Raw genomic sequence first — 13,074 nt, 5'->3', positions numbered from 1 at the left:
CGTCGGCCGGTGGTGGGTGGGCATGAGGGGGACGTCATGGGCGACTTCTGGCACGACTTCACGGGCGACCGCGAACGGACCCGGCCATGTCCGCCATCCTGATCGCCGAGGACGAGCCCAGGGTCTCGACCTTCGTCCGGAAGGGACTGTCGGCCCAGGGGTTCTCGGTGCGCGTGGTGGTCGACGGGATCTCCGCGCTGACGCTGGCCCGCGCCGGCGCCTTCGACCTGCTGCTGCTCGACACCAGCCTGCCCGGGCTCGACGGCTTCACGGTGCTGCGCCGCCTGCGCGTTGAGGGCAGTCCGCTGCCGGTCATCGTGCTGACCACCTCACGCACCCATGTCGCCGAGGCCGTGGCCACCGTCGCCGCGGGCGCCGACGACTACCTGGCCAAACCGTTCCGGTTCGAGGACCTGCTCATCCGGGTGCGGCTGCGGCTGACCACCGGCCGGGCCGCGGCACCGCCGATGCTGAAGTACGGCAACCTGCTCCTGGACCTGCGCACCCGCCGCGCGCACGTCGGCGACTACGCGGTGGACCTGTCCGCGCGGGAATGCAAGCTCGCCGAGACGTTCCTGCGGCACCCCGGTCAGGTGCTCTCCCGCGAAGACCTGCTCCACCAGGTCTGGGGGTATGACCACGAACCGGGGTCGAACGTCGTCGACGTCTACGTCCGGTATCTGCGGCGCAAGCTGGGCGCCAACCGGTTCGTCACGCTGCGCGGCCTGGGCTATCGCCTGGACGCGCTCTGACCGCCGGTCAGATCTCGATGACCGTCGGGACGATCATCGGCTGCCTGCGGTAGGTCTCGCCGACCCACTTGCCCACCGTGCGCCGCACAGCCTGGGCGATGCGGGACGGGTCGGTGACATTCTGCGAGGCCAAGTGCTCCAGTTCCGACTCGACCTTCCTGGCCACTGGTTCGAGCGCCTTGGGGTCTTCGGAGAACCCCCGCGAGTACAGATGCGCGGGGGCGGCCGGTTTGCCCGTGCCCCGGCGCACCACGACGGTGATCGCGACGAACCCCGACGACAGGATGAGCCGCTCGCCGAGGGTGGCGTCGCCGACGTCACCGGTGACCAGACCGTCGACGAACATCTTCCCGACCGGCACCGCGCCGGCGATGCTCGCCCGCCCGGCCACCAGGTCGACGCTGACGCCGTTCTCGGCGAGCACGATGTTCTCCTCGGGCACCCCGGTGCGGGCGGCCAGCGCCGCGTTGGCCCGCAGCATCCGCCACGTTCCGTGCACCGGCATGACGTTGCGCGGCCGCACCCCGTTGTAGAGGAACAGCAGCTCCCCCGCGTACGCGTGCCCCGAGACATGTACGCGCGCTTGCTGATTGGTGACGACACGGGCGCCGATCTTGGCCAGCGAATCCATCACCCCGTACACCGCCTCCTCGTTGCCGGGGATCAGCGACGAGGACAGGATGATCAGGTCGCCCTCGGTCAGCGTGATGCTGCGGTGCTCGCCTCGCGACATCCGCGACAGCGCGGCCATCGGCTCGCCCTGCGTGCCGGTGGTGATCAGTACCAGCCGGTCGGCGGGCATCATCTCGGCGGCCGCGATGTCGAGCACGTCGTCGTCGGCGACCCGCAGGTAGCCGAGTTCCCGCGCGATGCCCATGTTGCGCACCATCGAGCGCCCGACGAAGGAGACCTTGCGGCCCAATGCGACCGCGGCGTCGACGATCGACTGCACGCGGTCGACGTTGGACGCGAAACACGCGACGATCACCCGGCCCTCGGCGCCGCGCATCAACCGGTGCAGCGCGGGTCCGACCTCGCTCTCCGACGGTCCGACACCGGGGATCTCGGAGTTGGTCGAGTCGCACAGGAACAGGTCCACCCCGGCATCGCCGAGACGCGACATCCCGGGCAGATCGGTGGGTCGGCCGTCCGGCGGCAGCTGGTCGAGCTTGATGTCACCGGTGTGCAGCACGGTGCCGGCCCCGGTGTGGATCCCGATGGCCAGACAGCCCGGAATCGAGTGGTTGACCGCGAAGTACTGGCATTCGAACACGCCGTGGGTGCTCTTCTGTCCCTCGCCGACCTCGATCAGCTTCGGGGACAACCGGTGCTCGCGGCACTTCTCGGCCACCAGCGCGAGGGTGAACTTCGAGCCCACGATCGGGATGTCCGGGCGCTGTTTGAGCAGGAACGGGATCGCACCGATGTGGTCTTCGTGGGCATGGGTGACCACGACCGCCTCGATGTCGGACAGCCGTGACTGGACATGGCGCAGATCGGGCAGGATCAGGTCGACGCCGGGCTCGTCGTGGGTCGGGAACAGCACGCCGCAGTCCACGACCAGCAGCCGGCCGAGGTGCTCGAAGACGGTCATGTTGCGGCCGATCTCGCCGATGCCGCCGAGCGCGGTGACCCGGAGCCCGCCGGGGGCCAGCGGAGCCGGTGCGTTGAGCTCGGAGTTCACTACCGCAGCACCCCTGCGGCGCGCATGTCGCCGGCCAGGGCCTCGAGCTGGGCGTCGGTGGCCGGGATCTGCGGCAACCGCGGGTCTCCGGCCTCGAACCCTTGCAACCGCAGGCCGGCCTTGGAGAGCGTGACCCCGCCCAGACGCGCCTGCGCCTGCGCCAGCGGCCCGAGTGTGACGCTGATCTTGCGGGCCGTCGCGACGTCACCGGACGCGAACGCCGACATCATGTCCCGCAACTGGGCGGCGGCGAGGTGACCCCACACGCTGATGAAGCCCACCGCGCCGACGGCCAGCCAGGGCAGGTTCAGTGCGTCGTCGCCGGAGTAGTAAGCCAGCCCGGTCTCGGCGATGGCCTGGCCGCCGCCGTGCAGGTCACCCTTGGCGTCCTTGATCGCGACGATGTTGGGGTGGCGGGCCAGCGTGCGGATGGTGTCCCACTCGATCGGCACGACCGACCGCGGCGGGATGTCGTAGAGGATGTTGGGCAGCTCGGTCGCGTCGGCGACCGTGGTGAAGTGCGCGAGCAGCCCGGCCTGCGGCGGACGCGAGTAGTACGGGGTGACGACCAGCAGCCCGTGCGCGCCCTCGGCGGCGCTGGCCTTGGCCAGCTTCACGCTGTGCGCGGTGTCGTAGCTGCCCGCGCCGGCGATGATCCGCGCGCGGTCGCCGACGGCCTCCAGCACCGTGCGCAGCATCAGCAGCTTCTCGTCGTCGGTGGTGGTCGGGGACTCGCCGGTGGTGCCGGAAACCACCAGGCCGTCGCACCCGGCATCGACCAGACGGGTGGCCAGCCGGGCCGCCGCGTCGGTGTCCAGGGAGCCGTCGGGCTTGAACGGGGTAACGATCGCGGTCAACAGGGTGCCCAACCGGGCCGGGGCGTCGAATCCGCTGTTACTCACGGGCACCAAGATTACCCGGTCACCCTCGCGCCCCACGAATGCCTTTGCGCTCAGACCTCGGTGGCCAGCGGGCTGGTCGCCACCTCGGTGCCGTCGGCCAGCACCGCGATCTCGAAGTCCGAGAACACCTGCGGTGCGACGTCGGTGAGCCGGCGCAGGCATTCGACGGCCAGACGCCGGATCTCCAGGTCGGCGTGCTCGCTGGCCCGCATCGCGATGAAGTGCCGCCACGCCCGGTAGTTCCCGGTCACCACGATCCGCGTCTCGGTGGCGTTGGGCAGCACGGCGCGCGCGGCCTGGCGGGCCTGTTTGCGCCGCAGTGTCGCGTTGCCCTGGTCGGCCAGCTTGGCTTCCAGCTGCGCGAGCAGTTCGGTGTAGGCGGCACGGGCGGTGTCGGTGGCCTCGGTGAACAGGGCCAGCAGCTCCGGGTCGTCCTCGATGCCCGGCGGCGCGACCACCTGCGAGTCGTGCTCGGGCACGTAGCGCTGGGACAGCTGCGAGTAGGAGAAGTGCCGGTGCCGGATCAGCTCATGGGTGCAGGACCGCGAGATGCCGGTGATGTAGAACGACACCGACGCGTGCTCGAGCACCGAGAAATGGCCGACGTCGATGATGTGGCGGACGTAGGCGGCGTTGGTCGCGGTGCGCGGGTTGGGCTTGCTCCAGCTCTGGTAGCAGGCGCGGCCGGCGAACTCGACCAGTGCGGGGCCCCCGTCGGCGTCGGTGCTCCACGGCACATCCGGCGGCGCGGTGAACTCCGTCCTGGCGATCAGTTGCACGCGCAGCGGCGCGATCTCGGCCATCGGGTGAGCCTAACGTCACGGTCGGGCCGCCGGGCCCAGCGGACAGCCGTACGCCGGGTTCAGCCGGCCAACGCGGCGCGCAGCCGCGGGACCAGGTCGCCGCGCTCCCCCACGGTCACGTCGGGAAGCCCGAGCCAGCCCGCCATCGACGTCAGCTGGGTGGCCAACTCCGCGGCGACGTGCGCGTGGTCGCGGCCGTCCTCGGTGAACGCGCCGAGGACCTGCAGCGTCCCCGCGGTCCGGTCGGCCTTGAGGTCGACGCGGCCGACCAGGTTCCCGTCGAGCAGGAACGGCCACACGTAGTAGCCGTACCGCCGCTTCGGCGCCGGGGTGTAGATCTCGATGCGGTAGTGGAATCCGCCGAACAGCCGCTCCACCCGGGGCCGGAAGAAGATCAGGGGGTCGAACGGGCACAGCAGCGCGGTGCCGCGGTCGCGGCGCGGGACGGTCTGCCCGGTCCGCAGGTAGGCGGGCGCCGACCAGCCGTCGACCTCGACCTGCTCGATCTCGCCGGCGGCCAGCAGGTCGGCCACGGCCGGTTTGACCTGGCGGGCGCTGAGCCGGAAGTAGTCCCGCAGGTCGGCTTCGGTGGCCACCCCGAGCGAGGTGGCCGCCCGCGACACCAGCTCCCGTACCGCGTCGGCCTCGTCCACCTGGCGCTCGACCACCTCCGCGGGCAGCACACGCTCGGTCAGGTCGTAGTGCCGGGCGAACCCGACCCGCGTCGCGGTCGTCAGCACGCCGGCCGACCACAACGCCTCAGCGACCCACTTGGTGTCGCTGCGGTCCCACCACGGACCCTTGCGGCCCCGCGGCTCGGACTCCAGGTACGCCTCGATCTGCCCGGCCGTCGACGGCCCCAGCACGCCCACCGCGGCGACGATGTCGTCGGCCAGCTTGGCGTTCTTCTTGACGATCTCCCTGCCCCACCGGCCGTGCTCGTACTCCCGCATCCGCCAGCGCAGCAGCGGCCAGTCGTCTACCGCCATCAGCGCGGCCTCGTGCGCCCAGTACTCGACCAGCAGCCGGGGCGACCGCGCCGAATGACTCCACGCGGCACGGTCGAGCAGCTCGCGGTCGTAGGGTCCCAGTCTGCTGAACACCGGCGCGTAGTGCGCGCGCACCGCCACCGACACCGAGTCCAGCTGCAGCACCTGCAGGCGCGCGATCAGCCGCTTCAGATGCGCGCGCGTGACCGGTCCCGTCGGCGCGGCCTCGTGGAAGCCCTGGGCCGCCACCGCCACCCGCCGCGCCTGCGCGGCGGTGAGTTTCATCGCCTCTTATAGGTGTAGAACCGGTACCGAAGCCCCGACGCGCTGTCTCGCCAGTCCTCTTCGGTGCCGATCCATGACTCGTCGAGAACGGGCGCCAGCGCGTCGTCGTCTTCCCTGCGCAGGCCGATGTCGACCTCGGTGACCTCGCACCGCGTCGCCAGCGGCAGTGCCAGCCCGTAGATCTGCGATCCGCCGATCACCCATGCGTCGTCCAGCGGGGCGTCCTCCAGGGACGTCACCACCTCTGCTCCGTCAGCCATGTAGTCAGCCTGCCGCGTCACTACGACATTTCGGCGGCCCGGCAGCGGGCGGAACTTCGCCGGCAGCGACTCCCACGTGAGCCTGCCCATGATCACCGTGTGGCCCATGGTCAGCTCCTTGAAGCGGGCCATGTCCTCGGGCACCTGCCACGGGATCCCGTTGCCCCGGCCGATCACCCCGGAACTGGACTGCGCCCAGATCAGGTTGAGTTCGGTCGTACTCATGATTCGGACCTGCAAGCAGTCCTCAACATCTTCGATTCGGACCTGCAAGCAGTCCTCAACATCTTCGATTCGGACCTGCAAGCAGTCCTCAACATCTTCGATTCGGACCTGCAAGCAGTCCTCATACAGCCACCGGGGCCTTGATCGCCGGATGCGGGTCGTAGTTTTTGATGACGACGTCCTCAAAGGTGTAGTCGAAGATCGAATCACGCGGCGCCAGAACGAGTTCCGGATACGGTCGCGGTTCGCGGGACAGCTGCTCGGTGACCTGCGCGACGTGGTTGTCGTAGATGTGGCAGTCGCCGCCGGTCCAGATGAACTCCCCCACCCCGAGGCCCGCCTGCGCGGCCATCATGTGGGTCAGCAGCGCGTAGCTGGCGATGTTGAACGGCACGCCGAGGAACAGGTCGGCGCTGCGCTGGTAGAGCTGGCAGCTCAGCCGGCCGTCGGCGACGTAGAACTGGAAGAACGCGTGACACGGCGGCAGCGCCATCTGCGGGATCTCGCCGACGTTCCACGCCGAGACGATGTTGCGGCGCGAGTCGGGATCGCGCTTGAGCAGTTCCAGCGCGGCGCTGATCTGGTCGATGTGCTCGCCGGACGGGGTCGGCCAGGACCGCCACTGCACTCCGTAGACGGGGCCCAGATCTCCTGTCGGAGAAGCCCATTCGTCCCAGATCGTGACACCGCGCTCCTGCAGCCACCGCACGTTCGAGTCGCCGCGCAGGAACCACAGCAGCTCGTACACGATCGACTTGGTGTGCACCTTCTTGGTGGTGAGCAGCGGGAACCCGGCGTTCAGGTCGTACCGCATCTGGTGACCGAACAGGCTTCGGGTGCCCGTTCCGGTGCGGTCGGATTTGGCGATGCCGGTATCGAACACCAGACGCAACAGATCCTCGTAGGGGGTGGCGATCGGCACGGGGCTAGCTTACGTCGCGCCGACGGGAGTAGAACGGAACCCATGCCGAGGATCACCGACACCGTGGCGACCGACGACGGCTCCTGCCCCATCAGCCTGCACACTCCGGACTCGGGCGGGCCCTGGCCCGGTGTGGTCATGTATCCCGACGCCGGAGGCGCCCGGCCCACCTTCCGCGCGATGGCCGACCGGCTGGCCGGCTACGGCTATGCGGTGCTGGTACCCGACGTGTACTACCGCGACGGCGACTGGGCGCCGTTCACGATGTCGACGGTGTTCGAGGACCCGGCCGAGCGCAAACGCCTGTCCGGGATGATCGCGAAGGTGACGCCCGAGATCATGGCCTCGGACGCGGCCGCGCTCTTCGACTACCTGGGCGGGCGACCCGAAGTGCGGGGCGACGCGTTCGGCACCACCGGCTACTGCATGGGTGGCAGGACGTCGCTGGTGATCGCCGGCCGGCTCCCCGAGCGGGTCGCGGCGGCCATGTCGTTCCACGGCGGCGGCCTGGTCACCGACGCCGCGGACAGCCCGCACCTGCTCGCCGACAGGATCCGCGCCGCCGTCTACGTCGGCGCCGCCAAGAGCGACCGGTCGTTCACCGCGGCGGACGGCGAGCTGCTGGACAAGGCGCTCACCGCCGCCGGCGTCGAGCACGTCATCGAGTGGTACTCGGCGTTCCACGGGTTCGCCGTGCCCGACAACGGACCCTACGACGAGCCCGCGGCGCGCAAGCACTGGGACGCGATGCGGTCGTTCTTCGGCACTCACCTAGTGTGAGCTGCGTGTACGACCAGACTTTCGGAGAATCAGCGTTCGGCGAGCAGGGCCGGCGGATCAACCCCGTACTGGCGCGCAGCTGGCTGCTCGTCAACGGTGCGCAGTACGAGCGGTTCGAGGCGGCCGCCCACTCCAGGGCCGACATCGTCGTTCTCGACATCGAGGACGCGGTGGCGCCCAAGGACAAGGCCGCGGCGCGCGCGAACGTGACCCGCTGGCTCGGCGAGGGCCACACCGACTGGGTCCGCGTCAACGGCTTCGGCACCCAGTGGTGGGCCGACGACCTGCAGCTACTGGCAGGCACCTCGGTGGGCGGCGTGATGCTGGCGATGGTCGAGTCGGTCGACCACGTCACCGAGACCGCCAAACGCCTGCCCGGCGTCCCGATCGTCGCACTGGTCGAAACCGCGCGCGGCCTGGAGCGCATCACCGAGATCGCCTCCGCGAAAGGCACGTTCCGGCTGGCGTTCGGTATCGGCGACTTCCGGCGCGACACCGGTTTCGGCGACAACCCGTTGACATTGGCCTATGCCCGTTCGCGCTTCACGATCGCCGCGAAGGCCGCCCACCTGCCCAGCGCGATCGACGGACCGACGGTCGGCTCGAGCGCGTTGCGGCTCAGCGAGGCCACCGCGGTGTCGGCGGAGTTCGGCATGACCGGCAAGATCTGCCTGACCCCCGAACAGTGCCTGACGGTCAACGAGGGCCTGTCCCCGTCGGTCGAGGAGATCGCCTGGGCCAAGGAGTTTCTGGCCGAGTACGAGCGCGACGGCGGCGAGATCCGCAACGGCTCGGACCTGCCCCGGATCGCCCGCGCCAACAAGATCCTGGAGCTTGCGCGCGCCTACGACATCGAACCCTCGGAGTTCGACGACGTCGACGCGCCCGCCCACATCCCGGCGCCGTCGGACACCTACCACTACTGAGCCGCGGGCCACTACTGAGCCGCGGGCCGCCTGCGCGCCATGTACGTCGCGACGGCGCGCAACGTCCCGCGGGCGGCATAGATGCCCGCCAGCACGGTGAGGATGATCAGGACGACGAACATGACGAGCCAGTTGGTCCGGCTGTGTTCGACGTTCCACCACACGATGGTGAACAGGATCGCGCAGATGAACACCACGATGTCGCGCCAGTTTCCCTCGTAGGAGATCGCCAGTTCCCGGAGCTCGCGGCTCTTGTCCGCCGCCGCGATCAGCCCGTCGATGCGCATGTCGATGGTCCGCTGCAACTCCGCACGCCGCTCGACCTGATCAGCCGGAAGCCGCTCGAGCAGGTCCATGTCACTGGCGATCGCGCCGCGCACGTCGGGTCCGCGCAGGTTGCCCGCCGCCAGGCCGAGCAGCGCGCCACCTGCGATCGGCGCACCAGCCAACGCGAATTCGGCGAATCCGGGCATCAGAACTCCTTCGTCAGTCCATCAGGGTGGCGGCCACTGTCGCACCGAGATTCCAGCACGCTTCGAGGTCGGCTTTGGTCGGTTTGCCGCCGACCACCACGGTGTCGGCCGCCCGCTGCCACCCCAAGCCCCCGGTGATGCCGGCCAGCGCGCGTTCGGCGCCCTCGGTGCCCTCGTTGCCGTGCAGGTAGACGCCGAACGGCCGACCCTTGGTCGAGTCGAGAAGTTGGTAGTACGCGCAGTCGAATGCGTGCTTGAGCGCGCCGCTGATGTAGCCGAGGTTGGCCGGTGTGCCGAGCAGGTAGCCGTCGGCCGCCAGCATCTCGGCCGGCGACACCGTCAGCGCCTGCGCAGCACCTCGACTCCCTCGATGTCGGGACCCGTCGCGCCGGCCAGCACCGCCTCGAACATCTCGTGGCAGTGCGGCGACGGGGTGTGGTGGACGATCAGCAGCGTCGCGCTCATCGCGCCGACTCCTCCAGCAGCACAGCCTTCTTCATGGTCTCGCGAGCCCGGCCGCGGTCACCGGCGTAGTCGTACGCGCGTGCCAATCGGTACCAGCGCACCCAGTTGTCCGGATCGGCCTCGACTTCGTCGCGCACCGTGGCGAACAGCGCGTCCGCCGCGTCGCGTTCGATGCGGCCCGACGGCCGTCGGGGCAGGTCGGTGACGTCGAGCTCCATCCCCTGTTCACGCGCCAGTCGCGCCAGACGCTGGTGTGCCAGACCGGCTTTCAGCGTGGCCACCATCACCCACATGCCGATCACGGGCAGGATCAGGATCGCCAGCCCGAGCCCGATCGGCGCCGGCTCGCCCGAGGCGATCAGGAACACCGCCGAGCGCCCCAGCAGCACGAAGTACACCAGCAGCGCGACGCACATGAAGCCGATCAGCAGCTGTGTACGCAGTGCGCGCGCCCCGTCGCTCATGTCAGGTCGAGCAGGGACTCGATCCCGATGGTCAGGCCGGGGTGCTCGCGGATCTTGCGCACGGCCAGCAGCACTCCCGGCACGAACGAGGTGCGGTCGTAGCTGTCGTGGCGGATGGTCAGCGTCTCGCCGAGGGTGCCGAACAGCACCTCCTGGTGCGCGACGAGTCCGGCCAGCCGGACCGAGTGCACCGGGACGCCGTCGACGTCGGCACCCCGGGCGCCGTCGAGGCCGGTGCTGGTCGCATCGGGGTTGGGTGGCATGCCTTTCCGCGCTTCGGCGATGAGCCTGGCGGTGCGCGCGGCGGTGCCGGACGGCGCGTCGGCCTTGTGCGGATGGTGCAGCTCGATGACCTCGACCGATTCGAAGTACCTGGCGGCCTGCTGGGCGAAATGCATCGACAGCACCGCGCCGATCGCGAAGTTGGGGGCAATGAGCACCGACACCTCGGGCTTGGCCGCGAGCCATTCCTCGACCTGACGGACCCGCTCGTCGGTGAACCCGGTGGTGCCGACGACGGCGTGAATCCCGTTGTCGATCAGAAACTTCAGGTTGTCCATCACCGCGCTGGGGTGGGTGAAGTCGATGACGACCTCGGTGCTGCTGTCGACGAACGCCGACAGCGGGTCCCCGGCGTCGACGCCCGTGGTGAACGTGAGGTCGTCGGCGGCCTCGAACGCCGGCCACCATCGTCGCGCCCACCTTGCCTCTGGCGCCCAGAACTCCGACTCGCATGCGCACACCCTAACGCCCACGCACTGACCTCAGGAATCTCGCTCCGGGCACTAGTTTCTGGTGGGCGGTGGGGGTTGGTAGGGGTGGTACCACTTCCATTGGATGCGTTCCCCGGATGGTCCGCGATAGGGCGGCACTTCGGGTGGGGGTTGAGTCGGGGGCCGGGCCAACGATCCCGGTTCCAGTGGTCTGCCGCTCTGGTCGGTGACGACCAGCTGATCGGCCGGCCCGGTGAGGGTGATTCCGCCGCGGTGGTGCAGGCGGTGATGGAACGGGCAGATCAGCACCAGGTTGTCCAACTCGGTCGCGCCGCCGTCCTCCCAATGCTGCAGGTGATGGGCATGCAAGCCCTTGGCGGCCCCGCACCCGGGCACCACACACGAGCGGTCGCGGTACTCCAGCGCCCGGCGCAGCCGGCGGCTGATCGTGCGAGTCGTGCGCCCCACGCCCAGGGGTTGGCCGTCGCGTTCGAACCACACCTCACAGCTGGCATCACAGGTCAGGAACCGGCGCTGCTCGGCCGAGAGCGCCGGCCCCAGGTGCAGGGCGGCGATCTTGTCCTTGACATCGACATGCACCACCACCGTGGTGTGCTGCCCGTGCGGGCGACGCGCGGCCTCGACATCCCAGCCCGCTTCCACCAACGCCATGAACGCATTCCCGCCCGTCGGCAGCGGCGCGCGCCCCGCACCATCCTGGCTATCGGGGTGGTCGCGTTGCCACTGGGCGATCAGCCCATCCTGATGGGACTGCAGCGCCGCATCGAAGATCGCCGCTTCCGGGGCCGGCAGCCGGATCTGCCAGCACACGAACTCCCCCTCCACCCGCTTGGAAATCGACGGCTGCGGCACCACCACCGGCTCCGGTTCGGCCTCAGCGTCGGGCAGAGGCTCGGGTTCGGGCTTGGGTTCCTGCTTGATCGCAGTGCGCAACTGGGCGACCGTGGAATGCGACGCCAACACCGCGTAATGGGCATCCGAACCCGCACCAGCGCCTTCGGCGATCGCCCCGACCTGATCCAACGACAACCGGCCCTCACGCAGATCCTGGGCGCACTGCGGGAACTCTTCCAACCGACGCGCGACCGCCACGATCGTCTCGGCGTTGCGGGTCGAGGTACCCAGCTTCCAGGCGATCAGCCCTTCCATCGACTTGACCCCGGTGAACCCCCACAACCGAGCCTCATCGATCTCCGCAGCGATCTCGGCGATCCGCCCATCGATAGCGTTACGCTGTCCGGCCAATTCCGACAGTTCGGCGAAAAAACTCTCAAGGCGCTCCGACTGACCCACCTGCTCGGCGTGATCGGAAACCGTCGAAGACATGACCCCATCCTCACACCACCCACCGACAAAAACGGCCGTGCGGAATCGGTCCCGGGAAGCCGACACCGCACATTCGGTACCGCGGTTAATCTCATGGCATGACTCGTGCCCACCGGCGATGGCCGGCGCTCACCCTGGTTGCCGCGTGCGCGCTCACGGGCGGCGCGCTGTCCGCAGCGCCCGCGGTCGCGGCGCCCTACGGCAGCAACGGCGTCTTCGGAGTCACCACCCAGCCCCGCGACGGTTGGGCGACCACTTTCATCCCGCCCGGGCATTACCGGGTGGACCAGTCCCCCAGCATGCAGCCCTATCAGAGCCCGCCCGGCCGATGGTTCCGGTGCAGCAATTTCCCTTGCACGCCAACATCTCCGGAGAACATCATCGGCACCGGCGAGGCGTTGCGGGACGCGCCGACGTTCGTCGACATCGCACCCACCGACGTCGCCGTCGCACTGCACAACGTCACGCTGACGCCGGCCTGACCGTCACAGCGGCGACGCGCCGCGCAGATGCTCGAAGATCAGTGAGGTCTGGGTGCCTGCGACGTCGGCGTCGGCGTTGAGGTTCTCGACGACGAACTTGCGCAGATCGTCGGTGTCCCGCGCGGCCACGTGCAGAATGAAATCGTCGGCGCCCGCGAGGAAGTACACATCCATGACCTGCGGCTTGCTGCGGATCTGCTGGATGAAGTTGCGGATCTTGCCGCGCGCGGTGAACTGCAGGTTGACCGAGATCATCGCCTGGAGGGTCAACCCGATCGCCGCAGGATCGATGTCGGCGTAGAACCCCCGGATCACCCCCATCTCCTGCAGGCGGCGCACCCTGCCGTGACAGGTCGACGGTGCGATGCCGACCAACTCGGCCAGTGCGCTGTTGGGCATCCGGGCATCGGCGTGCAAGGCCGTCAGGATCCGGCGGTCGATGTCGTCGACCTCGGCCCGAACATCCTTCGGCGCTGCCGCCCTCGACTCGGCCCTTGCTGACGATCCTTCTGCCACCCTCGTATCTCCAGAATCTTTGACAGGAATATTGCCTGCATTCCGCGGTTTCTTCACACTTTACTTACCCAGTCCCCATCACGAGG

At 69.2% G+C, this 13,074-nt stretch carries 14 protein-coding genes and 2 pseudogenes; 4 read left to right on the top strand and 12 right to left on the bottom strand.

Annotation, left to right across the window (positions count from 1 at the left end):
* The first annotated feature begins 86 nt into the window (after positions 1 to 86).
* The gene (locus C6A87_RS10985; RefSeq protein WP_311117250.1) at positions 87 to 752 is read left to right on the top strand and encodes a response regulator transcription factor; all 666 of its coding nucleotides are present in this window, start codon (positions 87 to 89) and stop codon (positions 750 to 752) included.
* Positions 753 to 759: 7 nt separating this feature from the next.
* Here the strand turns inward: C6A87_RS10985 and C6A87_RS10980 are convergent, their stop codons facing one another.
* From C6A87_RS10980 to C6A87_RS10955, 6 genes are all read right to left on the bottom strand, one after another.
* Entirely contained in the window at positions 760 to 2,436 is a 1,677-nt protein-coding gene (locus tag C6A87_RS10980) for a ribonuclease J (protein ID WP_311117249.1), read from the bottom strand.
* Entirely contained in the window at positions 2,436 to 3,338 is a 903-nt protein-coding gene (gene dapA / locus C6A87_RS10975) for a 4-hydroxy-tetrahydrodipicolinate synthase (protein WP_311117248.1), read from the bottom strand. Before dapA ends, C6A87_RS10980 begins: the two co-directional genes overlap by 1 nt.
* A 50-nt stretch (positions 3,339 to 3,388) precedes the next feature.
* The gene (thyX, locus tag C6A87_RS10970) at positions 3,389 to 4,141 is read right to left on the bottom strand and encodes an FAD-dependent thymidylate synthase (protein ID WP_311117247.1); all 753 of its coding nucleotides are present in this window, start codon (positions 4,139 to 4,141) and stop codon (positions 3,389 to 3,391) included.
* Positions 4,142 to 4,200: 59 nt separating this feature from the next.
* A complete protein-coding gene (locus tag C6A87_RS10965; RefSeq protein ID WP_311117246.1) occupies positions 4,201 to 5,415 on the bottom strand; it encodes a DNA glycosylase AlkZ-like family protein in 1,215 nt (404 codons plus the stop codon).
* Positions 5,412 to 5,900 (bottom strand): dihydrofolate reductase, encoded by a 489-nt coding sequence (locus tag C6A87_RS10960; protein ID WP_311117245.1) that lies wholly within the window; start codon positions 5,898 to 5,900, stop codon positions 5,412 to 5,414. The genes C6A87_RS10965 and C6A87_RS10960 overlap by 4 nt, the downstream gene beginning before the upstream one ends.
* 121 nt (positions 5,901 to 6,021) lie before the next feature.
* Entirely contained in the window at positions 6,022 to 6,822 is an 801-nt protein-coding gene (locus C6A87_RS10955) for a thymidylate synthase (protein ID WP_311117244.1), read from the bottom strand.
* 42 nt (positions 6,823 to 6,864) lie between these two features.
* Between C6A87_RS10955 and C6A87_RS10950 the strand changes: the two genes are divergently transcribed.
* Both C6A87_RS10950 and C6A87_RS10945 read left to right on the top strand, forming a co-directional pair.
* Positions 6,865 to 7,602: a dienelactone hydrolase family protein gene (locus C6A87_RS10950; RefSeq protein ID WP_311117243.1), complete on the top strand. Its 738-nt coding sequence runs from the start codon at positions 6,865 to 6,867 to the stop codon at positions 7,600 to 7,602.
* A complete protein-coding gene (locus tag C6A87_RS10945) occupies positions 7,599 to 8,528 on the top strand; it encodes a CoA ester lyase (RefSeq protein ID WP_311117242.1) in 930 nt (309 codons plus the stop codon). Before C6A87_RS10950 ends, C6A87_RS10945 begins: the two co-directional genes overlap by 4 nt.
* 11 nt (positions 8,529 to 8,539) lie before the next feature.
* On the opposite strand, the gene C6A87_RS10940 is transcribed toward C6A87_RS10945, so the two are convergent.
* From C6A87_RS10940 to C6A87_RS10920, 5 genes and pseudogenes are all read right to left on the bottom strand, one after another.
* A complete protein-coding gene (locus C6A87_RS10940; protein WP_311117241.1) occupies positions 8,540 to 9,001 on the bottom strand; it encodes a hypothetical protein in 462 nt (153 codons plus the stop codon).
* Between the two features lie 13 nt (positions 9,002 to 9,014).
* A pseudogene (locus C6A87_RS10935) lies at positions 9,015 to 9,466 on the bottom strand (flavodoxin family protein).
* Positions 9,463 to 9,930 carry a hypothetical protein gene (locus C6A87_RS10930; protein WP_311117240.1) on the bottom strand — a complete coding sequence of 156 codons (468 nt, stop codon included), beginning with the start codon at positions 9,928 to 9,930 and terminating at the stop codon, positions 9,463 to 9,465. Before C6A87_RS10930 ends, C6A87_RS10935 begins: the two are co-directional and overlap by 4 nt.
* Positions 9,927 to 10,665, bottom strand: a pseudogene (dapB, locus tag C6A87_RS10925) (4-hydroxy-tetrahydrodipicolinate reductase). Before dapB ends, C6A87_RS10930 begins: the two are co-directional and overlap by 4 nt.
* A gap of 50 nt (positions 10,666 to 10,715) precedes the next feature.
* A complete protein-coding gene (locus C6A87_RS10920) occupies positions 10,716 to 11,990 on the bottom strand; it encodes a DUF222 domain-containing protein (protein WP_311117239.1) in 1,275 nt (424 codons plus the stop codon).
* Positions 11,991 to 12,088: 98 nt separating this feature from the next.
* On the opposite strand from C6A87_RS10920, the gene C6A87_RS10915 reads away from it, so the two are divergent.
* Positions 12,089 to 12,472 (top strand): hypothetical protein, encoded by a 384-nt coding sequence (locus C6A87_RS10915; RefSeq protein ID WP_311117238.1) that lies wholly within the window; start codon positions 12,089 to 12,091, stop codon positions 12,470 to 12,472.
* 3 nt (positions 12,473 to 12,475) lie between these two features.
* Here the strand turns inward: C6A87_RS10915 and C6A87_RS10910 are convergent, their stop codons facing one another.
* The gene (locus C6A87_RS10910) at positions 12,476 to 12,988 is read right to left on the bottom strand and encodes an Lrp/AsnC family transcriptional regulator (protein ID WP_311117237.1); all 513 of its coding nucleotides are present in this window, start codon (positions 12,986 to 12,988) and stop codon (positions 12,476 to 12,478) included.
* Positions 12,989 to 13,074: the final 86 nt, after the last annotated feature.

Origin of the sequence: Mycobacterium sp. ITM-2016-00317 (assembly GCF_002968295.1) — a bacterium.
Taxonomy (GTDB): domain Bacteria; phylum Actinomycetota; class Actinomycetes; order Mycobacteriales; family Mycobacteriaceae; genus Mycobacterium.
The sequence above is the reverse complement of the archived record's forward strand: the minus strand, read 5'-3'. Positions and strand labels throughout refer to the sequence as shown.

What these genes read in the sequence shown, in the direction of transcription:
- C6A87_RS10985 (WP_311117250.1), top strand. Translation starts at nt 87, where the DNA reads ATGTCCGCCATCCTGATCGCCGAGGACGAGCCCAGGGTCTCGACCTTC.
- thyX (WP_311117247.1), bottom strand. Translation starts at nt 4,141, where the DNA reads ATGGCCGAGATCGCGCCGCTGCGCGTGCAACTGATCGCCAGGACGGAG.
- C6A87_RS10965 (WP_311117246.1), bottom strand. Translation starts at nt 5,415, where the DNA reads ATGAAACTCACCGCCGCGCAGGCGCGGCGGGTGGCGGTGGCGGCCCAG.
- C6A87_RS10960 (WP_311117245.1), bottom strand. Translation starts at nt 5,900, where the DNA reads ATGAGTACGACCGAACTCAACCTGATCTGGGCGCAGTCCAGTTCCGGG.
- C6A87_RS10950 (WP_311117243.1), top strand. Translation starts at nt 6,865, where the DNA reads ATGCCGAGGATCACCGACACCGTGGCGACCGACGACGGCTCCTGCCCC.
- C6A87_RS10940 (WP_311117241.1), bottom strand. Translation starts at nt 9,001, where the DNA reads ATGCCCGGATTCGCCGAATTCGCGTTGGCTGGTGCGCCGATCGCAGGT.
- C6A87_RS10930 (WP_311117240.1), bottom strand. Translation starts at nt 9,930, where the DNA reads ATGAGCGACGGGGCGCGCGCACTGCGTACACAGCTGCTGATCGGCTTC.
- C6A87_RS10920 (WP_311117239.1), bottom strand. Translation starts at nt 11,990, where the DNA reads ATGTCTTCGACGGTTTCCGATCACGCCGAGCAGGTGGGTCAGTCGGAG.
- C6A87_RS10915 (WP_311117238.1), top strand. Translation starts at nt 12,089, where the DNA reads ATGACTCGTGCCCACCGGCGATGGCCGGCGCTCACCCTGGTTGCCGCG.